Source organism: Neiella holothuriorum, from assembly GCF_019457915.1.
Taxonomy (GTDB): domain Bacteria; phylum Pseudomonadota; class Gammaproteobacteria; order Enterobacterales; family Neiellaceae; genus Neiella; species Neiella holothuriorum.
Genome location: NZ_JAHZSS010000013.1, coordinates 59,431 through 85,862, shown reverse-complemented (window position 1 = coordinate 85,862; position 26,432 = coordinate 59,431). Strand labels below are relative to the sequence as shown.

18 protein-coding genes and 4 tRNA genes are annotated in these 26,432 nt (G+C 48.6%); 3 read left to right on the top strand and 19 right to left on the bottom strand.

Annotated features, from left to right (window positions below):
• Positions 1-8: 8 nt before the first annotated feature.
• The 19 genes from fusA to murB form a co-directional block, all read right to left on the bottom strand.
• A complete protein-coding gene (fusA, locus tag K0504_RS11560) occupies positions 9-2,120 on the bottom strand; it encodes an elongation factor G (protein ID WP_220104349.1) in 2,112 nt (703 codons plus the stop codon).
• A 71-nt stretch (positions 2,121-2,191) separates the two neighbouring features.
• Positions 2,192-2,665 carry a 30S ribosomal protein S7 gene (gene rpsG / locus K0504_RS11555; RefSeq protein WP_220104348.1) on the bottom strand — a complete coding sequence of 158 codons (474 nt, stop codon included), beginning with the start codon at positions 2,663-2,665 and terminating at the stop codon, positions 2,192-2,194.
• A 77-nt stretch (positions 2,666-2,742) separates the two neighbouring features.
• Positions 2,743-3,117 carry a 30S ribosomal protein S12 gene (rpsL, locus tag K0504_RS11550; RefSeq protein WP_220104347.1) on the bottom strand — a complete coding sequence of 125 codons (375 nt, stop codon included), beginning with the start codon at positions 3,115-3,117 and terminating at the stop codon, positions 2,743-2,745.
• 185 nt (positions 3,118-3,302) lie between these two features.
• Complete coding sequence (rpoC, locus tag K0504_RS11545; RefSeq protein ID WP_220104346.1) at positions 3,303-7,508, bottom strand: DNA-directed RNA polymerase subunit beta'; 4,206 nt, start codon at positions 7,506-7,508, stop codon at positions 3,303-3,305.
• A gap of 78 nt (positions 7,509-7,586) precedes the next feature.
• Positions 7,587-11,615 carry a DNA-directed RNA polymerase subunit beta gene (gene rpoB / locus K0504_RS11540; RefSeq protein ID WP_220104345.1) on the bottom strand — a complete coding sequence of 1,343 codons (4,029 nt, stop codon included), beginning with the start codon at positions 11,613-11,615 and terminating at the stop codon, positions 7,587-7,589.
• A gap of 205 nt (positions 11,616-11,820) precedes the next feature.
• Positions 11,821-12,186: a 50S ribosomal protein L7/L12 gene (gene rplL, locus K0504_RS11535; protein WP_220104344.1), complete on the bottom strand. Its 366-nt coding sequence runs from the start codon at positions 12,184-12,186 to the stop codon at positions 11,821-11,823.
• A 58-nt stretch (positions 12,187-12,244) separates the two neighbouring features.
• Entirely contained in the window at positions 12,245-12,739 is a 495-nt protein-coding gene (gene rplJ / locus K0504_RS11530) for a 50S ribosomal protein L10 (protein ID WP_220104343.1), read from the bottom strand.
• A 251-nt stretch (positions 12,740-12,990) separates the two neighbouring features.
• Positions 12,991-13,689, bottom strand: coding sequence for a 50S ribosomal protein L1 (gene rplA, locus K0504_RS11525; protein WP_220104342.1), 699 nt, complete (start codon positions 13,687-13,689; stop codon positions 12,991-12,993).
• 5 nt (positions 13,690-13,694) lie between these two features.
• Complete coding sequence (gene rplK / locus K0504_RS11520; protein ID WP_220104341.1) at positions 13,695-14,123, bottom strand: 50S ribosomal protein L11; 429 nt, start codon at positions 14,121-14,123, stop codon at positions 13,695-13,697.
• 115 nt (positions 14,124-14,238) lie between these two features.
• Positions 14,239-14,790 (bottom strand): transcription termination/antitermination protein NusG, encoded by a 552-nt coding sequence (nusG, locus tag K0504_RS11515; protein WP_220104340.1) that lies wholly within the window; start codon positions 14,788-14,790, stop codon positions 14,239-14,241.
• A 1-nt stretch (position 14,791) separates the two neighbouring features.
• Positions 14,792-15,172, bottom strand: coding sequence for a preprotein translocase subunit SecE (secE, locus tag K0504_RS11510; RefSeq protein WP_220104339.1), 381 nt, complete (start codon positions 15,170-15,172; stop codon positions 14,792-14,794).
• Between the two features lie 76 nt (positions 15,173-15,248).
• A tRNA-Trp gene (locus K0504_RS11505) sits at positions 15,249-15,325 on the bottom strand.
• A 208-nt stretch (positions 15,326-15,533) separates the two neighbouring features.
• Positions 15,534-16,718, bottom strand: a complete 1,185-nt coding sequence (tuf, locus tag K0504_RS11500; RefSeq protein ID WP_220104338.1) for an elongation factor Tu — start codon at positions 16,716-16,718, stop codon at positions 15,534-15,536.
• A gap of 119 nt (positions 16,719-16,837) precedes the next feature.
• Positions 16,838-16,913 (bottom strand) — tRNA-Thr (locus K0504_RS11495).
• 13 nt (positions 16,914-16,926) lie between these two features.
• Positions 16,927-17,001, bottom strand: a tRNA-Gly gene (locus tag K0504_RS11490).
• A gap of 36 nt (positions 17,002-17,037) precedes the next feature.
• Positions 17,038-17,122 (bottom strand) — tRNA-Tyr (locus K0504_RS11485).
• A gap of 236 nt (positions 17,123-17,358) precedes the next feature.
• Positions 17,359-18,102 carry a type III pantothenate kinase gene (locus K0504_RS11480; RefSeq protein ID WP_220104337.1) on the bottom strand — a complete coding sequence of 248 codons (744 nt, stop codon included), beginning with the start codon at positions 18,100-18,102 and terminating at the stop codon, positions 17,359-17,361.
• On the bottom strand, positions 18,089-19,084 hold the full coding sequence (birA, locus tag K0504_RS11475; RefSeq protein WP_220104336.1) for a bifunctional biotin--[acetyl-CoA-carboxylase] ligase/biotin operon repressor BirA: 996 nt from the start codon (positions 19,082-19,084) through the stop codon (positions 18,089-18,091). The genes K0504_RS11480 and birA overlap by 14 nt, the downstream gene beginning before the upstream one ends.
• Positions 19,065-20,132, bottom strand: coding sequence for a UDP-N-acetylmuramate dehydrogenase (gene murB / locus K0504_RS11470; protein ID WP_220104335.1), 1,068 nt, complete (start codon positions 20,130-20,132; stop codon positions 19,065-19,067). Before murB ends, birA begins: the two co-directional genes overlap by 20 nt.
• 213 nt (positions 20,133-20,345) lie before the next feature.
• On the opposite strand from murB, the gene K0504_RS11465 reads away from it, so the two are divergent.
• Genes K0504_RS11465 through prsK form a run of 3 tightly spaced genes read left to right on the top strand, consistent with a single transcriptional unit; the run spans position 20,346 to position 26,422 of the window.
• On the top strand, positions 20,346-21,347 hold the full coding sequence (locus tag K0504_RS11465; protein WP_220104334.1) for an efflux RND transporter periplasmic adaptor subunit: 1,002 nt from the start codon (positions 20,346-20,348) through the stop codon (positions 21,345-21,347).
• Positions 21,348-21,350: 3 nt separating this feature from the next.
• The gene (locus tag K0504_RS11460; protein ID WP_220104333.1) at positions 21,351-24,395 is read left to right on the top strand and encodes an efflux RND transporter permease subunit; all 3,045 of its coding nucleotides are present in this window, start codon (positions 21,351-21,353) and stop codon (positions 24,393-24,395) included.
• The gene (gene prsK / locus K0504_RS11455) at positions 24,395-26,422 is read left to right on the top strand and encodes an XrtA/PEP-CTERM system histidine kinase PrsK (RefSeq protein ID WP_220104332.1); all 2,028 of its coding nucleotides are present in this window, start codon (positions 24,395-24,397) and stop codon (positions 26,420-26,422) included. Before K0504_RS11460 ends, prsK begins: the two co-directional genes overlap by 1 nt.
• Positions 26,423-26,432: the final 10 nt, after the last annotated feature.

The following is a 26,432-nucleotide window of genomic DNA, read 5'->3' as shown; positions in this document are numbered from 1 at the left end:
GAACTTCATTAACCCTGACGTGCCTCAATCACACCTTTGGCTACCGCCGCCGGCGTGTCATTGTACTTCAGGAATTCCATAGAATAGGACGCACGACCTTGCGTTTGAGAACGCAGATCAGTTGCGTAACCGAACATTTCAGCCAGCGGAACCTGTGCACGAACTAACTTCATGCCAGCAACACCGTCATCCATACCATCGATCATGCCGCGACGACGGTTTAAGTCACCTACCACATCACCCATGAAATCTTCTGGCGTTGTTACTTCCACCTTCATAATAGGCTCCAATAGTGACGGCTTAGCTTCCAGCGCGCCCTTTTTAAAGCCCATAGAAGCTGCGATTTTAAACGCCATTTCATTGGAGTCAACATCGTGGTAAGAACCATCGAACAAAGTTGCCTTGACACCCAGCAATGGGTAACCGGCAAGTACACCTTGCTCCATGGTCTCTTCGATGCCTTTTGATACCGCCGGGATGTACTCCTTCGGTACCGCACCACCAACGATTTCATTAACGAACTCGTAGATCGGTGCATCTTCGCCTTCAAAATCCAGCGGCTCTAGCTTAAGCCAAACATGGCCATACTGACCACGACCACCAGATTGTCGAACGAACTTGCCTTCCACTTCTGCACTACCGCGAATCGCTTCACGGTAAGCAACTTGTGGTTTGCCGACATTACACTCAACGGTAAATTCACGCTTCATGCGGTCAACAATAATATCGAGGTGCAACTCACCCATACCAGAAATAATGGTCTGACCCGATTCTTCGTCTGTTTCAACACGGAACGACGGATCTTCAGCGGCTAATTTACCTAGCGCGACACCCATTTTTTCTTGATCGGCTTTAGTTCTTGGCTCTACTGCAACGGAAATTACCGGCTCAGGAAACTCCATACGTTCCAGAATCACTTTGTGTTCCGGATCGCACAAGGTGTCACCTGTTGTGCAGTCTTTTAAACCAATCGCAGCGGCGATATCGCCTGCGTGCACTTCTTTAATTTCTTTACGGTCGTTGGAGTGCATTTGCACGATACGACCGAAGCGCTCTTTTTTCTGCTTTACAGAGTTATAGACGGCATCGCCCGTACTGACCACTCCGGAATAACAACGGAAGAAGGTCAGTGTTCCAACAAATGGGTCGGTAGCGATTTTGAACGCCAGCGCCGCAAATGGCGCATTGTCGTCCGCAGGACGCTCAGTTTCGTTTTCGTCATCGTCGATGCCGGTAATAGCCGGCACATCAACCGGTGCTGGTAAGTACTCCACCACCGCATCGAGCACTGCTTGAACACCTTTATTCTTAAAGGCCGAACCACAGGTTGCTAGAACGATTTCATTATTAAGTGTACGACTACGTAGACCTTGCTTGATTTCTGCTTCGGTAAGCTCCCCATCATTGAGGTACTTGTCCATCATTTCTTCGGTTGCTTCGGCTGCCGCTTCAACCAATTTCTCATGGTATTCTTCAGCTAGCTCTTGCAACTCAGCAGGAATCTCTTCGTACGTGAAGGTGGTGCCCTGGTCCGCTTCGCTCCAGTTAATCGCCTTCATCTTGATCAGATCGATCACCCCGGTGAAATGCTCTTCGGCACCAATATTCAATTGAATTGGTACCGGCGTCGCACCCAAGCGATCTTCAATTTGTTGAACAACACGCAGGAAATCAGCGCCTGCCCGGTCCATTTTGTTCACAAATACCATACGTGGAACTTGGTATTTGTCGGCCTGACGCCAAACCGTTTCCGATTGAGGCTCCACACCAGACGCGCCACAGAAAACAACAACCGCACCATCAAGCACACGCAATGAACGCTCTACCTCAATGGTAAAGTCAACGTGACCTGGGGTATCAATGATATTGACGCGATGCTCAGGGAATTGGCCATCCATACCACGCCAAAACGTAGTGGTGGCAGCAGAGGTAATGGTAATACCGCGCTCTTGCTCTTGCTCCATCCAGTCCATCGTGGCGGCACCATCGTGCACTTCACCAATTTTATGGGAAAGACCGGTATAAAAAAGAACACGCTCGGTGGTGGTCGTTTTACCTGCATCCACGTGAGCACAGATACCGATATTCCGGTAACGCTCAATGGGAGTTGTACGAGCCATAAATTCCTCTGTATGTAGCTGTACAGAAAACCGTGGGCAGCACGATGTGTGCTACCCACAGTATGGAGTGACTACCAGCGGTAGTGAGCGAACGCTTTGTTCGCATCAGCCATGCGGTGAACGTCTTCACGTTTTTTCACCGATGCGCCTTTGTTCTCTGCTGCGTCGAGCATTTCGCCAGCTAAACGCTGGGCCATGGATTTTTCACCGCGCTTACGCGCAAACTCAACTAACCAACGCATAGCAAGAGCATTACGGCGTACTGGGCGTACTTCGACAGGCACTTGATAGGTAGAACCACCAACTCGGCGGCTTTTCACTTCTACTGATGGACGTACGTTGTCTAACGCAGTTTCAAACAGTTCCAGTGGATCGTTACCATCTTTCTTCTCAGCGATGATATCTAATGCACCGTAAACGATTTTTTCAGCAGTTGATTTCTTTCCATCCAACATAAGGATGTTTACAAATTTGGCCAACAGCTCAGATTTAAACTTAGGATCTGGCAGGATTTTACGTTGACCGATGACGCGACGTCTTGGCATTTTACAATTCTCCGGTTAATTCAGGATAACCCAAAACAAATAAAGTGGCTTAGTTTGGCCTTACTAACGGAGTACCGTTAAGACTTAGGCTTCTTCGCACCGTACTTAGAGCGGCCTTGGCGACGGTCGTTAACACCGGCTGTATCAAGGGCACCACGTACTGTGTGATAGCGCACACCTGGCAAATCTTTTACACGACCGCCACGAATCAGAACAACACTGTGTTCTTGCAAGTTGTGACCTTCACCACCAATGTAGGAAGTCACTTCGAAGCCGTTTGTCAGGCGTACACGACATACTTTACGTAACGCTGAGTTAGGCTTTTTCGGAGTGGTTGTATATACGCGAGTACATACACCACGCTTTTGTGGACACGCTGCCAATGCCGGTACGTTAGTCTTTTCGACTGGACGACGACGTGGTTTGCGCACCAACTGGTTAATAGTTGCCATGAACTACTAGCTCCTGGTTAGTTTTATTTACTCTATAAATGAAAAATCCGCGCCCTTATTAGGGGCCGCGGAATTGTAATGAGCAGTTTTTGAGCTGTCAAGTTAACAGTTCCAGCACACCGCATTTTTTAGCATGCTGGAGCCATATTTTATGACAGTTAGCTGTTCATTGGGCGTTACGCCTATTACTCAGCGTCATCCGTTGAGTTCAAGGCTGCCGCCAACGCGATGCTCGCTTCATCCATGCTTGGGCCAGTCGCTTCTTCAACAGGTTTCGCCTGGTGGCGTTTCTGGTGATAAGCAAAACCGGTACCCGCAGGGATTAGGCGGCCAACAATCACGTTTTCTTTCAGACCGCGAAGGTCATCTTTCTTACCACTTACAGCAGCTTCCGTCAGGACTCGAGTTGTTTCCTGGAACGACGCAGCAGAAATAAAGCTTTCTGTTGCCAAGCTAGCTTTAGTAATACCGAGCAAGTCGTGATCGTATTTCGCAGGTTGCTTGCCAGCCGCTTCTAAATCACGGTTAGCAATATTCACGCGAGCAACTTCCAACTGCTCTCCGGCCAAGAATTCTGAATCGCCGCCATCAAGAATGGTGCACTTACGCAGCATCTGACGAATGATCACTTCAATGTGTTTGTCATTGATTTTCACACCCTGCAGACGATAAACGTCTTGCACTTCATTCACGATATAGTTAGCAACCTCAGAAATACCACGCAGACGCAGAATGTCTTGTGGTGCTTCTGGACCGTCAGCAATGACTTCACCACGTTGAACTTGTTCACCTTCGAACACGTTCAGCTGACGCCATTTCGGAATCATCTCTTCGTAGGCATCGCCTTCTTTCGGCGTGATCACCAAGCGGCGTTTACCTTTGGTTTCTTTACCGTACGAGATGGTACCTGTGATTTCAGCCAAGATCGCTGGATCTTTTGGCTTACGCGCTTCGAACAAGTCAGCTACGCGTGGCAAACCACCGGTAATATCACGGGTCTTCGAGCTTTCTTGTGGAATACGTGCTAACGCATCACCAACACCAACTTCGGCACCGTCTTTCATATTAACGATGGCGTTACCTGGCAAGAAGTACTGCGCAGGGATGTCGGTACCCGCAATGTTGATGTCATCACCTTTCGAATCAACCAGCTTCACCATTGGACGGATTTCTTTACCGGCCGTTGGGCGCTGTGAAGGATCGATAACAACAATTGATGTCAGGCCAGTCAGTTCATCAGTTTGTTTACTGATGGTGACGCCATCGATCATATCAACGAACTTAATGGTACCGCCTACTTCGGTGATAATTGGGTGCGTGTGCGGATCCCAGTTTGCGATAACCGCGCCCGCTTCAATTTTCCCACCTTCAGTACTGGTTAGTACCGAACCGTAAGGCAATTTGTAGCGTTCTTTTTCAAGGCCGAGTTCATCGATGACCGTCAATTCAGTTGAACGAGACGTTACAACCACTTTGCCATCACCGTTGATTACATACTTCGCATTGTGAAGTTTGATGGTACCGGCGTTCTTAACTTGAATGCTGTTCTCTGCAGATGCACGCGATGCCGCACCACCAATGTGGAAGGTACGCATGGTCAGCTGAGTACCAGGCTCACCAATCGACTGTGCTGCAACAACACCTACGGCTTCACCTGAACCAACTTTATGACCGCGAGCCAAGTCACGACCATAACAGTGGGCACACACACCGAAATCAGTGTTACAAGTAATAACCGAGCGAACTAATACTTCATCGACACTGTTTTCTTCAAGCAGGTCACAAAGTTTCTCGTCAATGAAGGTGTTGCGTGACAACAAGACTTCGCTGTCAGAGCCAGGCTTGATAACATCTGCCGCTAATACTCGACCCAACACACGTTCGCGCAATGGCTCAACCACGTCGCCGCCTTCAATCAGCGGTTTCATGACCAGACCTTCTTCGGTACCACAATCATCTTGTGTGATGACCAAATCTTGCGCAACGTCTACTAGACGGCGCGTCAGGTAACCGGAGTTTGCAGTTTTCAGTGCAGTATCGGCCAAACCTTTACGAGCACCGTGAGTTGAGATGAAGTACTGGAGTACGTCAAGACCTTCACGGAAGTTCGCAGTAATTGGCGTTTCGATAATAGAGCCATCAGGTTTCGCCATCAGGCCACGCATCGCAGCGAGCTGACGAATCTGAGCGGCACTACCACGAGCACCGGAGTCGGCCATCATAAAGATGCTGTTGAATGAAGCTTGTTCTTCTTCTTCGCCGTCACGGTTGATTACGATGTCCGTTTTCAAGTTATCCATCATGGCTTTTGACAACTTCTCGTTGGCAGAAGACCAGATATCAATAACCTTGTTGTAACGCTCACCCGCGGTAACCAAACCAGACTGGAATTGCTCCTGGATTTCCGCAACTTCACTTTCAGCCGCAGCCAAAATCTCAGTTTTAGAATCAGGGATCACCATGTCATCAACACCAACAGAGGCACCAGACAGCATCGCGTAATGGAAGCCGGTGTACATCAATTGGTCAGCAAAGATAACCGTGTCTTTCAGGCCCAGCTTACGGTAACAAGCATTGATCAATTTAGAGATCTGCTTTTTACCCAGCGCTTGATCAACCAGTTCATACGGGAGGCCATCAGGGATGATGTTCCACAGAATGGCGCGGCCAACGGTTGTGTCTTTAACTTCAAACTTCTCGCTACGGTTGCCTTCTTCGTCGATCTCAACCGAACGGATACGAACCTTAACGCGTGAATGCAGCTCGGCATTACCAGTACGGTAAGCTTTTTCAGCTTCCTGGTAATCAGCCAGCAACATGCCTTCGCCTTTGCCGTTCACTTTGTCGCGAGTCATGTAGTACAGACCCAAAACAACGTCTTGCGACGGAACGATAATCGGCTCACCGTTAGCAGGTGACAGGATGTTGTTCGATGCCATCATCAGCGAGCGAGCTTCAAGCTGCGCTTCGAGCGTCAGAGGAACGTGAACCGCCATCTGGTCACCATCGAAGTCGGCGTTATAGGCCGCACAAACCAATGGGTGTAGCTGAATCGCTTTACCTTCAATCAGAACAGGTTCGAACGCTTGAATACCCAAACGGTGCAAGGTTGGTGCACGGTTCAACAGTACCGGGTGTTCACGGATGACTTCATCCAACACATCCCATACTTCTGGTAATTCACGCTCAACCATTTTCTTAGCAGCTTTGATGGTTGTGGCTAAGCCACGACCTTCTAATTTGCCATAAATGAAAGGCTTGAACAGCTCCAATGCCATCTTCTTAGGAAGACCACACTGGTGTAATTTCAACGTAGGACCAACGGTAATAACCGAACGGCCTGAGTAGTCAACACGCTTACCCAACAAGTTCTGACGGAAACGACCTTGCTTACCTTTGATCATATCGGCCAAAGATTTTAGAGGGCGCTTGTTAGAGCCTGTGATGGCACGACCGCGACGGCCGTTATCCAGCAGGGCATCAACTGCTTCTTGTAACATACGTTTTTCGTTACGCACGATGATATCTGGCGCAGCCAGATCCAACAGACGCTTCAAACGGTTGTTACGGTTAATGACGCGACGATACAAATCGTTCAAGTCAGAGGTAGCGAAACGGCCACCATCCAACGGTACCAATGGACGCAGATCTGGCGGCAGAACCGGCAGAACGGTCATGATCATCCACTCAGGCTTGTTGCCAGAGAAGTGGAAAGCTTCCATTAGTTTCAAACGCTTAGTGACTTTTTTGCGCTTGGTTTCAGAGTTGATAGTTGGCAACTCTTCACGCATGGCTTCAATTTCAGCAGCCAAGTCAATTTCTTTCAGCAGATCGAGAACGGCTTCGGCACCCATTTTGGCTTCGAAGTCATCGCCATGTTCTTCCAAAGAATCCAAATAGGTTTCTTCGGTTAGCATTTGGCCGCGTTCTAGGTTGGTCATGCCCGGCTCGGTTACGACGAATGATTCGAAGTAAAGTACGCGCTCGATGTCACGTAGGGTCATGTCCAACAACAAGCCAATACGGCTTGGTAGTGATTTCAGAAACCAGATGTGGGCAACTGGCGATGCCAGTTCAATGTGACCCATGCGCTCACGACGCACTTTAGTGACGGTGACTTCAACGCCACACTTTTCACAAATCACACCACGGTGTTTCAGGCGCTTGTACTTACCGCACAAACACTCATAGTCCTTCACAGGACCGAAAATACGGGCGCAGAAAAGACCGTCACGCTCTGGCTTGAACGTACGGTAGTTAATGGTTTCAGGCTTTTTCACCTCACCAAACGACCAGCTGCGGATCTGGTCAGCTGAAGCCAGCCCGATCTTAATACCATCGAACTCTTCAGACTGGGTCTGTTGCTTAAACAGCTTTACTAAATCTTTCACCTAATTCTCTCCTTCAAGGAGTGGCTCAGTCTGGTGCGGCTCAACGAGCCGCACCGCGGCGTTAGTCAATCGAACTGATTACTCGGTTTCCAGTTCGATATTGATACCCAGAGAACGGATTTCTTTCAGCAATACATTGAAAGATTCTGGCATGCCAGGTTCCATTCTGTGGTCGCCACCCACGATGTTTTTATACATCTTGGTCCGGCCATTCACGTCGTCCGATTTCACAGTCAGCATTTCCTGCAGCGTATACGCAGCACCGTATGCTTCCAGTGCCCACACTTCCATCTCACCGAAGCGCTGACCACCGAATTGAGCTTTACCACCCAACGGTTGCTGTGTAACCAAGCTGTAAGAACCTGTAGAACGTGCGTGCATCTTGTCATCAACCAAGTGGTTGAGTTTCAACATGTACATGTAGCCTACCGTTACCGGACGCTCAAAGCTGTTACCTGTACGACCATCATAAAGCGTGATCTGACCTGAACGTGGAATATCACCAAGCTCAAGTAATGCTTTGATTTCAGACTCTTTAGCACCGTCGAATACTGGCGTCGCAATTGGCAGACCTTTCTTCAGGTTGCCAGCCAAACGCAGTACTTCGTCGTCAGTAAAGTTGTCAATGTCAACTTCTTGCAGCACTTCACCTAAGGTGTAAACCTGCTTAAGGAAATCGCGCATTTCAGCAATCGCACGTTGCTCTTCGAGCATACGATTGATCTTTTCGCCAATACCTTTAGCTGCCATACCCAAGTGAGTCTCAAGGATCTGACCAATGTTCATACGCGACGGTACGCCCAATGGGTTCAGAACGATGTCAACCGGAACGCCGTTAACGTCATGAGGCATGTCTTCAACAGGCTGAATGGTAGAAATCACACCCTTGTTACCGTGACGACCCGCCATCTTGTCACCTGGTTGTAGGCGACGTTTAACAGCAAGGTAAACCTTCACGATTTTTAGTACGCCAGGCTGCAAGTCATCACCTTGGGTGATCTTGCGGCGCTTAAGGTCATACTTGGCATCAAACTCTTCTTTTAGTTCAGCGTACTGAGCGGCGATAGATTCGAGATCCATCTGCGCATTCTCGTCCGTCAACGATTGAGTTAACCACTCATCACGTGCGGTGCTGGCCAATTGAGCTTCTTCAAAACCGTTGCTCAACAACAAGTTGCGAGCGCGGCTGTAGATACCGTTTTCAAGGATGGTGAACTCATCGTCGAGGTCTTTTTTGACCTGCTTGAGTTGCATCTCTTCAATTTCCAACGCGCGCTTGTCTTTTTCAACACCGTCACGGGTGAAGACTTGCACGTCAAGAATTGTACCGGATACCGAGTTAGGTACACGCAGCGAGCTGTCTTTAACGTCAGACGCTTTTTCACCGAAAATGGCACGGAGGAGTTTTTCCTCTGGAGTCAGCTGAGTTTCACCTTTAGGCGTTACTTTACCGACCAGAATATCGCCACCTTTCACTTCAGCACCGATATATACCACGCCTGATTCATCCAGCTTAGACAGCGCAGACTCACCAACATTTGGAATGTCAGCGGTGATCTCTTCTGTACCCAGCTTGGTATCACGAGCGATACAAGACAGTTCTTGAATATGAATCGTGGTGAAGCGATCTTCTTCCGCAACACGTTCAGAGATGAGGATTGAATCCTCAAAGTTGTAACCATTCCAAGGCATGAAGGCTACGCGCATGTTTTGACCCAGCGCCAGCTCACCCATATCCGTAGATGGTCCATCCGCCAACACATCACCGCGAACAATCGGCTCACCGACTTTACAAGTTGGCTTTTGATTGATGCAGGTGTTCTGGTTAGAACGGGTATATTTAGTCAGGTTGTAGATATCGATACCGGCTTCGCCTGGTACCAACTCTTCTTCCTCAACCTTAATTACGATGCGGCTTGCGTCAACATAGTCGACCACACCGCCACGCTTGGCAACAACGGTTACGCCGGAGTCAACCGCAACGGTTTTCTCCATACCAGTACCAACCAGCGGCTTATCAGCACGCAGCGTTGGAACTGCCTGACGTTGCATGTTCGCACCCATCAAGGCACGGTTAGCATCATCGTGTTCCAAGAATGGAATCATCGAAGCAGCGACCGATACGATCTGCTGTGGCGACACATCCATATAGGTGATTTCAGAAGCTGCAAACAGCTCGGTCTCACCTTTACAGCGGGCAGTAACCAACTCTTCAGTCAAACGACCTTCTTCATCAGTTGCCGCATTCGCCTGAGCAATAACATTGCTACCTTCCTGAATCGCAGATAGGTACTCAACCTCGTCGGTTACTACACCATCAACAACTTTACGGTAAGCCGTTTCTAGGAAGCCGTAGTCATTCGTACGCGCGTAAGAAGAAAGCGAGTTAATCAGACCAATGTTTGGACCTTCAGGGGTCTCAATTGGACAAACACGACCATAGTGAGTTGGGTGTACGTCACGGACTTCAAAGCCGGCACGCTCACGCGTCAAACCACCTGGACCCAAAGCAGAAATACGACGCTTGTGCGTCACTTCTGATAACGGGTTGTTTTGATCCATGAACTGAGACAGCTGGCTTGAACCAAAGAATTCTTTCACCGCAGCGCTAATCGGCTTGGCGTTGATCAAATCTTGTGGCATCAAGGCGTCAAGATCACCCAGACTCAAACGTTCACGAACGGCACGCTCAACACGAACCAAACCAACACGGAATTGGTTTTCTGCCATTTCACCAACAGAACGAACACGACGGTTGCCTAAGTGGTCAATATCATCAACATCATCTTTACCGTTGCGGATATCAATCAGTTTTCTCATGACATCAACGATGTCATCTTTACTCAGAACGCCTTCACCTTCGATGGTGTCGCGATCTAAACGGCTGTTGAACTTCATGCGGCCAACAGTAGATAGATCATAACGCTCTTCTGAGAAGAACAGGTTCTGGAACAAGGTTTCAGCAGCATCACGCGTTGGTGGCTCACCTGGACGCATCATGCGATAGATTTCAACCAAAGCTTCCAAACGGTTGCTGGTCGAGTCAATACGCACGGTGTCAGAAATGTAAGCACCGCTATCGAGTTCGTTGGTATACAACACTTCGAATTTCTTGATGCCTGCCTGTGACATTTCAGCGACATTTTCCAATGTCAGCTCGTCATTAGCTGCAACAACAACTTCGCCAGTTTCTTTGTTGACGTAGTCTTTGGCCGACACTTTGCCAACCAAATATTCCAACGGAACTTCAATATCGCTCAGCTCTTGTTTTTCCATGGCCTTAACATGGCGAGCTGTGATACGGCGGCCTTTCTCAACGATGATTTCACCGTCGCTACCGATCAGGTCGAAAGTGGCTGTTTCACCGCGCAATTTAGCGGGAGAGATGGCCATTTTAACTTTCTTGCCAGAAATGCGAATTTGCGTTGTCTCGAAGAATGCCGCCAGAATTTCTTCTGTGGTGTATTCAAGCGCACGCAAAATAATTGACGCAGGCAATTTACGGCGACGGTCAATACGCACGTACAAGTTGTCTTTCGGATCGAACTCGAAGTCCAACCAAGAACCACGGTATGGAATAACCCGCGCGTTATACAAGACTTTACCGGACGAGTGTGTCTTACCACGATCGTGATCGAAGAACACACCAGGACTACGGTGCAACTGAGAAACAATGACTCGTTCAGTACCATTGATAACAAAGGTACCATTGTCAGTCATCAATGGGATTTCTCCCATGTAGACTTCCTGTTCTTTAATGTCCTTCACTGTCCCTGGAGCAGCTTCGCGATCGTACAAGACGAGACGTAGCTTCACGCGCAAAGGCGCTGAGTATGTCACTCCACGAATTTGGCATTCTTTAACATCGAAAACTGGCACACCCAGGCGGTAGCTGACATATTGCAGCTCCGAGTTACCTGAGTAGCTCTTAATCGGGAACACAGAACGGAATGCGGCTTCTAGGCCATATTGTCCGTCCGGATCGATGTCTATGAATTTACGGAATGAATCCAGTTGAATAGACAGGAGAAACGGTACATCTAGTACCTTTGGACGCTTACCAAAATCCTTACGGATTCGTTTCTTCTCAGTGTAAGAGTAAACCATTAGGGTTCCTCAGCTGGCTGATACGTGACCCACTTTCACCTTAAAAAAGGTGACCTAGAATTACGTCATTTTGTAAGCTGGCAAAGCCAGCGGAATGGCACTATAAATGACGCGAAATTAATACCATCCCTGAGCGCAAAAAGGCCGGTGACCGAAAAGTCACCAGCCCTCGCCTTTTCAGGCGGCTAAGCTGTCAAATGACAGCTTATTTGATCTCAACTTCGGCACCCGCTTCTTCGAGTGTCTTCTTGAGTTCTTCTGCTTCTTCTTTAGATACAGCTTCTTTGATTGGAGCTGGAGCACTTTCAACCAGACCTTTGGCTTCTTTCAGGCCAAGACCAGTCGCGCCGCGAACAGCTTTAATTACAGAAACTTTGTTACCGCCGATAGCAGCAAGTACTACGTCGAATTCAGTTTGCTCTTCAGCAGCTTCGCCGCCAGCAGGGCCAGCAACAACAGCAGCAGCTGCAGTTACGCCGAATTTTTCTTCCATCGCAGTGATTAGCTCAGCTACGTCTTTTACTGACATCTCTGCAACTGCATCGATGATTTGCTCTTGAGTGATAGACATGACTCTATAATCCTAAAATCTTGTGAACAAATGTTCGTTAAATCTTTAACAAAGCCGATTAAGCGGCTTCGGCTTCTTTTTGGTCGTGAAGGGCAGCTAGTGTACGTACCAGCTTGCCTGCAGAGGCTTCCTTCAAAACGCTCATCAGTTTTGCGATTGCTTCGTCGTATGTTGGCAGTGAAGCCAGCAATTCAACGTCAACTTTCTCGCCTTCAAAGGCAGCGGCTTTCAGTTCAAAGGCTTCATGCTTTTTAGCGAAGTCTTTGAAGATACGCGCTGCAGCACCTGGGTGCTCGGCAGAGAATGCAATCAATGTTGGGCCAACAAACACGTCATTCAGGCACTCGTAATCGGTACCTTCCAGTGCGCGGCGAGCCAGAGTATTACGTACAACACGCATAGAAACGCCGGCTTCGCGGGCTTCTTTACGCAATGCAGTAATGGCATCAACCGTTACACCACGTGCGTCAGCAACAACTGCTGATTGAGCGCCTTTGGCTGCCTCGTTGACTTCAGCGACAATCGCTTTTTTGCCTTCGAGATTTAATGCCATTGGCTTTACTCCTGGTTATTCCGAATATTCTCGGTACAAAACAACTTTTCAACATCGAAAAGCTTGTTGGTGATAAAACCAGGTGCAAGATGTCTTGTCCTGGGGTCCCACCATCTGCGTAGGGAATTAAGTCATTTCACTATATTGCTATAGAAATCCGACACCTACGGTCTTGGATGGGGCCGAATAAATTCGACCCAACCCGCTGCGAGCCCGACATTATAACCATAACATCGGGATTCGCCAATTTTTTACGCCAGGTTCAGAGTTGCCTGGTCGACAGTAACACCAGCACCCATAGTGGTAGACAGGCTGATCTTCTTGATGAACTGACCTTTAGCAGAAGCTGGCTGAGCTTTTTTCAAAGCAACCAACAAGGCTTCCAAGTTTTCTTGGATCTGTTCAACAGAGAAATCTGCTTTACCAATAGTGGTGTGGATAATGCCGTTTTTGTCGTTGCGGTAACGAACCTGACCAGCTTTCGCGTTTTTAACCGCGTCAGCAACGTTAGGCGTTACAGTGCCAGTCTTAGGGTTTGGCATCAGGCCGCGTGGACCTAAGATTTGACCCAATTGACCCACAACGCGCATTGCATCAGGAGAAGCAACAACAACGTCAAAGTCCATCTCGCCTTTTTTCACTTGCTCAGCCAAATCGTCCATACCAACTAAATCAGCACCAGCTTCTTTAGCAGCATCGGCGTTTGCGCCTTGAGTGAACACAGCAACACGAACCGTGCGGCCAGTACCGTGAGGCAATACTGTTGCGCCACGTACGTTTTGATCTGATTTACGTGGGTCAACGCCCAAGTTAATAGCAGCGTCTACGCTTTCTACGAACTTAGCAGTTGCCAATTCTTTCAACAGAGCAACAGCTTCATTGATACCGTAATCTTGAGTTGGGTTCACTTTCTCGCGAACCGCTTTCATACGTTTAGTTAATTTAGCCATTGTCATTAGTCCTCTACGATCAAGCCCATCGCGCGAGCAGAGCCGGCGATAGTGCGAACGGCTGCATCCATTGAAGCAGCAGTCAGGTCAGGCTCTTTCATCTTCACGATTTCTTCGAGCTGAGCACGAGTCACGCTACCGACTTTGTTTTTGTTCGGTACGCCAGAACCGCTCTTAATGCCTGCCGCTTTTTTCAGCAGGTAAGACGCTGGTGGAGTCTTAGTTTCGAAGGTGAATGAACGATCGCTATATACAGTGATAACGACAGGTACCGGAGCACCTTTTTCCAAAGAATCTGTTTTGGCGTTGAACGCTTTACAGAATTCCATGATGTTAACACCGTGCTGACCCAGTGCCGGACCAACCGGAGGACTTGGGTTTGCCATACCAGCCGCTACTTGCAGCTTGATATACGCTTCGACTTTCTTAGCCATGATTTACCTCAGTTTTGGGTTCAGGCGCTTACCAATATGGCGAGCTCCCCTAAAAGTAGGGCGCGGATTATAGCGATATCCGCGCCCTCAAACAATAGCTTTGCTGAAAAATTGATCAGCTTTTTTCGATTTGAGAGAAGTCCAAATCGACAGGGGTCGAACGACCGAAAATCAGAACCGATACTTTCACGCGGCTCTTCTCGTAATCGACTTCCTCGACCACACCGTTGAAGTCGGCAAACGGGCCATCGTTGACACGAACCACTTCGCCAACTTCGAACAACGTTTTTGGTCTTGGCTTGTCGGTCGACTCTTCTAAACGGTTCAGGATGCGATCAGCTTCAGCCTTAGAGATGGGAGCTGGACGGTCACTGGTGCCACCAATAAAGCCCAATACGCGTGGAATATTGCGAACCAAGTGCCATGAGGCATCGTTCATTTCCATTTCAACCAGTACGTAGCCTGGGAAAAACTTACGTTCGCTTTTACGCTTCTGACCGGCACGCATTTCAACCACTTCTTCGGTTGGAACCAGAACTTCACCGAACTGGTCTTCCATGCTGTGCATTTTAATGTGCTCTAGCAGCGACTTCTGTACACGCATTTCATAACCAGAAAATGCCTGCACAACATACCAACGTTTTTTCGGTTCTTGCTGCTCGCTCATATTAGATACTCACTCCGGTGATAAAGGCCACAACGCGAACCAGAATCGCATCCAGGCCCCACAGTAACAACGCCATAATCGCGGTAACGGCAAACACGATCAGCGTGGTTTGCACAGCTTCCTGGCGGGTTGGCCAAACAACCTTACGAACTTCGGTACGAGATTCTTTGGCAAAGGTTACAGCGGTCTTACCTTTGGTTGTTTGAGCTGCAACAACCAGAGCTGCAGCCACAGCGATAATCACACCGGCAACACGCAATGCGACGGATAAGTCCGCCAACATGTAATTACCAACGACAGCACCGCCTAACAGGATAAAAACCAAGCCCCACTTCAGGCCATCCATTGACGAATTCGTGCTGGCTTCAGGGTTCGCACTCATTACTCATACCTTTTATCTATAAAGACAACAACGCCCCGCTGCCGATTCACTCAGGAGCGAGGTTTTTCAAATAACATGGCAGGGCAGGAGGGACTCGAACCCCCAACCATCGGTTTTGGAGACCGCTGTTCTACCAATTGGAACTACTGCCCTACGTTGACATCCACCCGCAGGCTTCAATCTAAATGGTTTTATACTAATTCCATCAAACACTTACGAAAACAGACTCAATGTTCAATGGAATAAATACGCGCCACCCCAATTTTTTAGGGGCCTAGTTATACACTAAATCCCAAAGGCTTTCACGTGAAAAGGCCGCCCGAGGGCAGCCTTTTTTTATGCAGTGTTTGCTATCGCTCGATTACTCGATGATAGACGCTACAACACCTGCACCTACGGTACGACCACCTTCACGGATTGCGAAACGTAGACCTTCGTCCATCGCGATTGGGTTGATTAGCTCAACAACCATCTTGATGTTATCGCCTGGCATAACCATCTCTACGCCTTCTGGCAATTCGATAGTACCGGTGATGTCAGTTGTACGGAAGTAGAACTGTGGACGGTAGCCTTTGAAGAACGGAGTATGACGGCCGCCTTCTTCTTTCGACAGTACGTATACTTCTGATTCGAACTTCGTGTGCGGAGTGATTGAACCTGGCTTCGCCAGTACTTGACCACGCTCAACGTCTTCACGCTTAGTACCACGCAGAAGAACACCAACGTTCTCACCAGCACGGCCTTCGTCAAGAAGCTTACGGAACATCTCAACACCAGTACAAGTTGTGTTAACTGTTTCTTTAACACCAACGATGGCAACTTCGTCACCTACGTTAACGATACCGCGCTCAACACGACCCGTTACAACAGTACCACGACCTGAAATTGAGAATACGTCTTCGATTGGCAACAAGAATGGCTTATCAATGTCACGCTCTGGCTCTGGGATGTATGAATCCAAAGCTTCGGCCAACTCAATAATCTTGTCTTCCCACTCTTTCTCGCCTTCCAGTGCTTTCAGCGCTGAACCTTGGATAAGTGGTAAGTCATCACCTGGGAAGTCATATTCTGAAAGAAGTTCACGAACTTCCATCTCGACCAGCTCAAGCAATTCTTCATCATCAACCATGTCACATTTGTTCATGAATACGATGATGAAAGGTACGCCTACCTGACGAGACAACAGGATGTGCTCACGAGTCTGTGGCATTGGGCCATCAGTCGCAGCTACTACCAAAATCGCGCCGTCCATCTGAGCAGCACCAGTAATCATGTTCTTCACGTAATCGGCGTGACCTGGGCAGTCAACGTGCGCGTAGTGACGAGTTGGAGTGTCGTACTCTACGTGTGAAGTCGCGATGGTGATACCACGCTCACGCTCTTCTGGAGCGTTATCGATTTGTGCGAAATCTTTCGCTTCACCGCCGTAAACTTTCGCCAATACGTTTGTGATTGCTGCAGTCAGCGTTGTTTTACCGTGGTCAACGTGACCGATAGTGCCAACGTTTACGTGCGGTTTATTACGTTCAAATTTTTCTTTAGCCATAATAATGGAGCCTCGTTAGTGTAAAAGTTGGGCTGGTCAAACGCCTCAACAGCAATAACCGGCATCGATACCGGCGATTGTTTCATTAACAGCTTGAGGGAGCTTTATCGGAGAAAGAGTGGTGCTGATAGGCAGATTTGAACTGCCGACCTCACCCTTACCAAGGGTGCGCTCTACCAACTGAGCTATATCAGCACTGAATTCTCGCTGGAGCGGGTAGTGGGAATCGAACCCACATCATCAGCTTGGAAGGCTGAGGTAATAGCCATTATACGATACCCGCATGTGCCTTTGAGGCTACCTCAAACCGCAAAATAAATGGTGGAGGGGGAAGGATTCGAACCTTCGAAGGCGGAGCCGTCAGATTTACAGTCTGATCCCTTTGGCCACTTGGGAACCCCTCCACGCGCCGACAGATATCAGGATAAACCTGTTGTTACTGCTTGCGCGGCTTCAAGCCACTACTTGTAACAAGCACCTGTCGTTCAGTGCGGAGCGCATTCTATATAAGGGATTTTGGCAGTGCAACACCTTTTTCAATATTTACTATTTTTTCTCGTAAGGTGTGCACGATTCATACATTATTCACGCAATTAACCCAACTTTGCCGCTAGGTGTGTGCAAATGGGTCACTGTATGTTCATTGATTTTCTCGCTGCGCATCTTCGGCATAGCGTTTAAGGCCGGTAAACACCAAATCAGGCCGCATGAATACTTCTACATCCATAAAGGAGGCCAGCTTATCGGCATCTCCCCCGGTCAATATCAGTTGCCCTTGAGATTCATGATCCGGTAGCGCAATCAGTTTCATTGCTTGTGTTATTGCCCCTGCAATCGCAGACAATGCCCCGAGCTGAATGGCATCACTGGTACTCAAACCAAAGCCTGATGCCCTTTGCTGCTTATGAACATGAAGCTTTTCCGAGCGCTGCGTCAGTGACTCTTGCATCATCTGTAGACCGGGAACAATCCAGCCGCCAAGGTGATAGCCTGAAGCATCCATCGCATCAACCGTCACCGCGGTACCGGCATCGACAATCACACAAGCTTGCTTTGTTAACTGTCGCGCTCCAATCAAGCCAAGCCAACGATCAACACCCAGTAGCGTATGATCGTGATAGCCATTTGTTACGCCAAAAGCTTGCGGCTCTGAGTTTACTTCGCGCACCGTAATTTGTTGCTGGCACGCGACATTAATGACTTGCTGACAGATCGAACCGGGCGCCACACAGGCAAGGCAAATTAACGAAATCGATTTCCCTTTAAACGTCGACCACACATCGGCAAACGGTTGCTGGTAATCCCAATAAATGGGCGGCTGTAGCCTGCCATTGTCAATCTCGACGAGTTTGCCTCGCGTATTCCCCAAATCAATCAGCAACATTTGCTTGCCTTAGGGATAATTCGCCGCCGAAAAAACTGCGTAATCCGTCTTGGGTTTCAACTAACAAAGCGCCTTGGCCATCAACGCCGCGGCAGACACCTTGGATTTGATGAGCTCCCATCACTAAGCACACGGCTTGATCGTGATAAACATCGTAACGAGACCAATCCGTTAAGCAATGCTGTAAACCGCCACGTTCAAATGCCTCCAAACAATCAACAATGGCTTGATATAACCCCGCCGCTAAATTTGTTCGAGGCGGCACTGGCTTCAGCCATTGACTCAAATCAGTCCAAGGTTGATCAATTTGGTCACTCGCCTGCTTGGGTAAATTGACATTTAAACCAACACCAACCACGGCTGAGCCACAACCATCGCTGCGACTTTCAAGCTCGACGAGAATGCCGGCCACCTTTTTATTATCGATATAAATGTCATTCGGCCATTTCACTTGGGCCGGCACGCCCATCTGTTGAAGCCAACGCGTCATAGCTAAACCAACGGCAACGCTCAATCCCATTAGCTCTGATAGGTTGCATTGTGATTGCCACCACACCGAGCAATATAAAGCGGCACCAAAGGGCGATTGCCAACTCCGCCCTCGCCTTCCTCTTCCTGCGCTTTGGCATTCGGCCCAACAGGCACTACCGCTCGCTACGTTTTGATCTTTCTTGTTGAGCCAAAATTGATTGGTGGAATCAACGAGAGGTAACACATGTAACTCTGCATCAGCCGATATTCGCGGTGTTAACCGCTGCTTTAGTAATTCGGGGTCAATCAAATCAAGTGTTTGTGCGAGCCGATAGCCTTTCCCTTTTACTGCAAAGATATCGACGCCAAGTGCTTGCAACTCGGAAACATGACGAGCAATGGCTGCTCGACTAATGGCAAATTGGTCGGCAAGTTCGGTGCCAGACACAAAGGCATTAGCGCTCAGCGTAGACAATATATCGCGCTTACTTTCAAAGGCAGGTTTTCGCATAAGCCTGCTCCAATGTTAATTCCGCCTGCGCGCCTAAGAAGCGAACTTCCGGCGTTAATTCAATGCCGTACTCAGCCAACACTTGCTGTTTGATTTGGCGCGCTAAATTAATGACGTCTTCGGCAGTAGCATGGCCACGATTGGTTAGTACTAATGCCTGATGATGATGCACATAAGCACCACCCACGCCTTTCCCCTTCCAGCCCAATTGATCAATCAACCACGCCGCGGGTATTTTTATTCCGCCAGCAACATCAAACGACGGCATCGCAGGATATTGAGCTTGCAGTGCTTTGGCTTGCGCACTGGGAAGTGTTGGGTTTTTAAAAAAGCTGCCCGCATTCCCTATTTTTTTGGGGTCCGGTAGCTTTTGTTCGCGGATCTCAGTCACCCGCTGCACAACATTCAATGGCGTTAGCCCGTCATTGACGGCCAGTTCATCTAACCCCTGATAAGTCAGCTTTGGCTGCCAGTTTCGTGGTAATTGAAAACCAACGGCAGTAATCAACCAGCTCGCAGCTTGCGGTGTTTTGAAAATAGAGTGGCGATAATCAAACTGGCAATCGGCGGCAGTCAAGCGACGGCTTTCGCCGGAGCGCCAATCAAAGACATCCACATAATCACAGAAGTCGGCTAACTCAACTCCGTACGCACCAATATTTTGCACAGGGGCAGCGCCAACGGAGCCGGGAATAAGTGCAAGATTTTCGAGCCCGCCCACGCCCTGCTCGGCTAACTCAACCACTAACTGATGCCAATCTTTACCCGCTTCAGCGTGACAATAAACAGCGTCATCTTGCGCCGACAGCACCACTTGATTGGCGGAGAGCTTAACAATTGGTCGCTTGATCGGTTCAACAAAAATGGTGTTGGCCCCTTCGCCCAACCAATAGGGCTGACAATCTAGGCGCTGACGCAGCAGCGGCAACTCGTCCAACGCATCCACAATAATGAGTTGCGTAGCCGTTTGCGGTAAAGTAAAGGTGTGATAGTCGTCTAAAACGATCGGATCAAGCACAGACAAAGTAACCAAGCTCCCATTTAACATGCGCGCATTATACCTAGATTGGCAGCCATAGTTAAAAATCGGCCGAGAAAAACGCCTTACACTTTCAATCAATTAACGTTATGTTTGCATTTGTGAACCATCACTCAAAGCGCTCGCCGCAAAAATATCTGGCGACTGCGTATTAGTATAAACTCATTAGATTAGTTACCAACGGACTCGGGAAGGTCGCACGTGTTTGTAAAATCAAACAGCATGAAGCTTACGAAGCTAATTACCAGATTTGCGCTGTTTGCCAGCATCCTCGTCATTAACACACCAGCGTTTGCTGACAACATGCCTACTCAAAACCAGCAATTTAGTGCCGAGCCTTTTCATATTGAAATTAGCCGCACCGGCCGCATCGACTTTCGCTATGTCACTAACTTGTCGTTCAAGACCTCAGGTTTTGTTGATGTGTTATATGCCGATGCAGGGCAGCGCGTTTATGCCGGCGACTCCGTGGCGATTATTGAGATGACCGACTTACTGGCCGCCAAAGCCAGTGCATTAGCAAGTAACGAAAAAGCCGATCAGGACTTAGTCCGCGCAGAAAAACTTTACCGTGAAAAAACCGTATCCGAGGACTACTTGGAGCAAGCACAAACCACGGCAGTGCAAACTAAAAGCGAGTTAAATCGTATTGAATACGATTTGGATAAAGCTCAAATCGTGGTGCCTTTTGATGGCGTGGTGGTCGAACGCTTGGTACAACCGGGCGAACAGGTTTCTTCCGGGGCGCCAGTGTTCGCCATTGCGTCGGTTGATCCTAAAAACCTGATCATTCGGCTAAACCTGACCCAGCATGAAATTGCTCATGTTCAACGCAAAATGCCAGCCGTTGTCACCCTACCCGACCTGAAAACATTTAATGCGCACATCATTGCTATTAGTGCGGTTGCCGATGCTCAAACTGGCTTGTACGAACTCGAGCTCGCCGCCGACCTCGGCGCTCACAAAGCGCTGCCAGGACAATGGGTCACCGTCGACATAGGCGTAGAGAGCAGCCTCAAGAGCTTTCGCATCCCGATGATTGCACTCGCCGGGATCACTAACGGCCAAGCAAGTTTCGTGATTGCAAATGGCGATCAATACCAACTCAAGCAGTTTGATATTCTGCATATGGATCAGCAGTTTATATATGTGCCAGCACAAGGAACGTCAATTAATATAGTGACGCGTGGCTGGAACAGGCTACTGAACCAATTGGAGCAGTAGCGCATGTGGTTACCAAATGCAGCGCTGCGCCATTCGCAGTTTTCAATCATCGTCATTGTGTTAGCCCTGGCTCTGGGTGTCATTTCGTACCTGACCATGCCCCGCTCGGAAGATCCGCAATTTGACCTTCCCATCACCCTAGTTGAAGCCGTCTACCCCGGCGCCACACCGCTTGATGTTGAAACCTTAGTGGTGGATCCCATTGAGCAAGTGGTTGCAGATTTAGAAGATATTAAAAAGATCGACACCACCATTTTTAATGGTGGTGCGCGCATCGAAGTGACCTTTTTGTATGGCACCGATCCGGACGAAGGATACGATGATATTCGCTTGGCATTGGCCAATATTCGTAACGACTTGCCACAAGAAGCCGCATTCTTCATCGAAAAAGGCTCACCCACCAGCGTCAACATTTTGCAATTTGCAGTATGGAGCGAACCGATGGACTACAAGTCGGTTTCGGTTGCTTCTGAGCAGTTGCAAAAAATGCTGTCTCGCCACCCGCAAGTACAAAAATCTGAGCGCTGGGGCTTACCAGATCAAATTGTTGAAGTAGCGGTACTGCCTGAGCGATTAAAGCAATACGGCCTGAGTATTAATCAGGTATCAGAAGCGTTGGCTTCACGCGCAGATAACTTAACACCAGGCTTTGTTGATGCCAGCGAGCGACGCTTTAACGTAAACGCTAGCGGTAACTATCAAAACCTAGAAGAAGTGCGCAACAGCATCGTGTTTAAAGGTGAGCACTCGCCCATCAAAATATCAGATGTCGCCCATGTTGATTATGCCTCCGATGAGCCAACCTATTTAGCTTACTTCGAAGGGAAACCTGTGGTGTTTGTGACGGTTGAACAAGCCGCAGGCGGGAACATTTTCGAATTAACCGACACTCTACTGGCTGAAGTCGATCAGTTTAAATCCAGCTACCAAGATCAAAACATTCAAGTAGAACTGATTTTTAACCAGTCAGAGAGTGTTGAACAGCGGGTCAATGGCTTTTTCGTCAACCTTGCCCAAGGTTTGGTGCTAGTGGCAGTTCTATCGCTACTGTTCCTTGGCGCACGGCCGTCACTATTAATTACAGTCACCGTACCATTGTCATTTGCCATCGCCATCGGCTTGCTGGACATGTCAGGTTTTGGCTTAGAGCAAATGTCCATTGTTGGGCTCATTATTGCGCTCGGTTTGTTGGTCGATGACGCCATTGTGGTAACCGAAAGTGTCCACCGAACAGCCGGACAAGGTTTATCCACTTTAGAAGCCGCCAAAGAAGGCGCCAGTCGGGTGGGTATGGCAAGTGCCATTGGCACCTTTACCACTGTATTTGCGTTTTTACCCATGTTGCTGCTGGAAAGCTCAAGTGGCGATTTCATGCGCTCCATGCCCGTCACTGTGAGCTTGGTTTTAGTCGTTTCGTTATTACTGTCACTAACGTTAACCCCCTTGATGGCCAGCAAATTAATGGCCAAATCAGCCGAGCCAAAATGGTCGCTGCAAAGGCCAATCAACCATTTTGCTATGGGCACTTACAGCTCGTTACTGCACAGCACACTCAAGCACAAAACACCCACCATGATTGTTGCGATATTGGTAATGGCCGGCGGAATGAGTTTGTTCCCGCGGGTTGGTTTAGCGCTTTTTCCAAAAGCGGAAAAGCCGATGGTACTTGTCGATGTTCAAGCGCCGCCGAACACCGCGCTGCATGAAACTAATGCCATCACTCAAGATGTCGCAGACTTTGTCGCTCAAAACAAAGCGGTTAAGTCAGTCGCCCTCAACATCGGAAATGCCAATCCACGCATTTACTACAACGAAATCCCTCGCCGAGGGCAGTCAAACTACGCCCAAATTCTGGTCCTACTTGAACATTACGATGCCGACGGTGTTGCTGAACTACTGACGGAGTGGCGACAACATTTTGCGCAATATTCTGAAGCGGAAATTACAGTCAAAGAATTTCAACAAGGGCCCGTAACCGATCCGCCAATCACCATTCGCATCGTGGGTAATGAAATTGACGATGTCCAGCAAGTGTCCAGAGACTTAGCGCACATGCTCAGAACCACCGAGGGCGTCGTCAACGTTCGTAATAGCATCGGTGAACCGCAAGTAGAGCTGGATTTGAACATCCAATTCGACACATTGGCATTGACCGGTGTTGATGTTGCCACCTTTGATCAAACCCTGAAAACGGTATTGACCGGCCGCGATGTGGGCACCTTAAAAGATGACAAAGGCGACTCGTACCCCGTTCAAGTCAAAGGCTTTTCGCCATCATTTTCCGAGATAGCGCAAATCGACGTTGCTAGCAACGAGGGCAACTTAATTCCGCTCAATCAGTTTGTTCAACCGCAGCTCAGCAATGGTCATCCGGAATTTTTCCACTACCAAAAATTGCGAAACAGTAAGGTCTCGGGTGACGTGGCCGCTGGCCATAGTGTCGCGGCACTTACCGCTCAAGCTATTGCCTATTTGGATAATTACGCAATGCCTGCAGGTGTGCATTATGAAGTCGGCGGCGAGGAGGAATCTCGTAGTGAAAACTTTGCTGGCTTGAGTCACATCATGCTGATAGCCGGCTTAGGTATTTTTGCCCTGCTGGTGTTCCAATTCCGCAGCATTATTCAGCCTGTGGTCATTTTCGCTTCGATTCCATTTGCGGTAGCAGGCGCAATCGCAGGCTTATTGCTTACCGGGTACAGTTTCTCGATGATGGCGTTTGTCGGCTTAATCAGCTTATTTGGAATCGTCGTCAACAACGCCATCATTCTGGTTGACACCGTCAACTACAATCGCCGCCAAAACATGCCTGCAGAGCAGGCTGTTGTAGCTGCCAGCGCGACTCGATTAACGCCAATAACTTTAACAACGTTAACCACTATCGTTGGCTTATTACCCTTGACGCTATTTGGCGGCAAACTATGGGCGCCGCTTGGCTGGGTCATTATTAGCGGGCTGTCTGTATCGACCATTTCAAGCTTAATTGTGGTGCCGATTTTGGCGTATCTGGTTATTAAAGGAAAAGCAGTCAAAGGAAGTACCGTTTAATGACACAAGTAGTGGGCGTATGGGGTTATGGCTTAGCGGGCGCCGCGTTCTTATTTTTATTTTTACTGATCTTAACGACGCAGCAGCGCTCGTTACCTAGAAGTTGCTTATTGATAGCAACCGCAATCACAGCCGTATGGGGAGTTATCGCTGCAGCGCAGCAATATGTAGGCTTTGGTATGCCGCTGGTGCAAAGCCTCAACAGTGTAAGAAATGGTGCTTGGTTAATGCTGTTAGCCGCCGCTCTTGCTGATACCAACCAGTGGCGCGGCCTCTTTCTATCGCCATCTCGGCTTGCCATTAGTGCCCTTATATTGCTGACCGCCGTTGGTGAATTGATTCATCCACAAATAGCCAGGCTTACAAACAAACACTTGTTAATCCTTCATTTAGCGCAACCCGTTGTCGCACTTTGGCTATTAGAGCAACTTTATCGCCAAACATTGCCAGAAAAGCGCTGGGCAATTAAAACCATGTGTCTTGGCTTGGCAATGGTTTATGTGTTTGATTTTGTTTTCTTCTCCAATGCCGTGCTGACAAGTGTCATCACCATCGAGTTCTGGAATGTCCGTGGTTGGCTATTCACAGCAGCAGCACCATTAATTCTGCTTACCGCAAGGCGTGCGCCGGATTGGTCAACGCGCGTATTTGTTTCTCGCGAAGTGATCTTCCACAGTACGTTATTGCTGGTGGCTGGTAGTTACCTGTTATTGATGTCTCTTGCCGGTTACTACATTCGTTATATGGGCGGCAACTGGGGCGGAATTGCGCAAATCCTATTTTTTGCCTTGGGCGGCTTGTTGCTCGCCGCACTGTTTCTGTCAGACGGTTTACGGCGCCGCGTTAAGGTTCTTATTGCCAAGCACTTCTTCGCCAACAAATATGAATATCGTGATGAATGGATGCGCTTTGCCGAAGTCTTTGAGGATAACTTGTCGTCACCTCATAAGATTGCCTTGCAAGCCTTAGTAAAGCCATTTGGTAGCGAATCAGCCTTGTTAGCCATCAAAACCCCAAGTGGTTACGAAACAGTGGCTCAAGTAGGAAAACACGATGAATCGGAAGCTGTATTTATGCTCTCCAAACTGGCCGGCCACGTCATAGAACATGACTGGGTTTTAGATGCGCAAGAGATTGCCATGCCAGAAGCCAAACTGCCTTTCGAAATTGCGCTTGAAGATCGACGCCCATTGAGTTGCTACCAACTCATCATTCCCATTGGCGCGGGTTCAGAACTAAATGCTGTATGCTTGCTTTCTATGCCCAAAAACGCGGATTCATTTAACTGGGAAGATCGCGATTTAATGCGGGTGATTGCACGCCAATTAAGTGTTCATCTGAAATTGCATCAAGCCAATCAGGCGCTGTCAGAAAGCCAGCAGTTTGATACCTTCAATCGAATGTCGGCATTCTTGGTTCATGATCTGAAAAACATTTTGGCGCAACTTCAACTGCTGACTCGTAATGCCGAGAAGCACAAACACAACCCAGAGTTTGTTGACGATGCGTTTGAAACTGTCGCCGCGGCGAGCACGCGCTTGAATAAGGTACTCACCCAACTGCGCCAGAAGCGCGCTGAAGGCGAACAAGACCGCCGATTTGATTTGGCGGCGTCTATTTTACAAGTCGTGACCACTCGCTCAGCTAGCTTCCCAGTGCCGACCTTCGACACCCAAGTGACGAATATTCAGTTCAAGGCAAATCAAGATCGTTTTGAGAATGTGTTAAGTCACTTAATCCAAAATGCTCAGGATGCGACCGGCAACAATGGCTCGGTCACCGTCAGCCTTAAACAAACCGAACAACAAGCAATTGTTCGCATCCGTGATACAGGCCAGGGGATGACCAAAGAATTCATCAACAATCGTCTGTTTAAACCTTTTGATACCACGAAAGGAAATGCCGGCATGGGGATTGGCGCCTACGATGCGAAAAAATTTGTCGAGCAACTGGGAGGACAACTCATTGTTACCAGTGAAGTTGATCATGGCTCAGAGTTTGCCATGGTACTCCCTATACAGGCTTGAGCAATCTAAG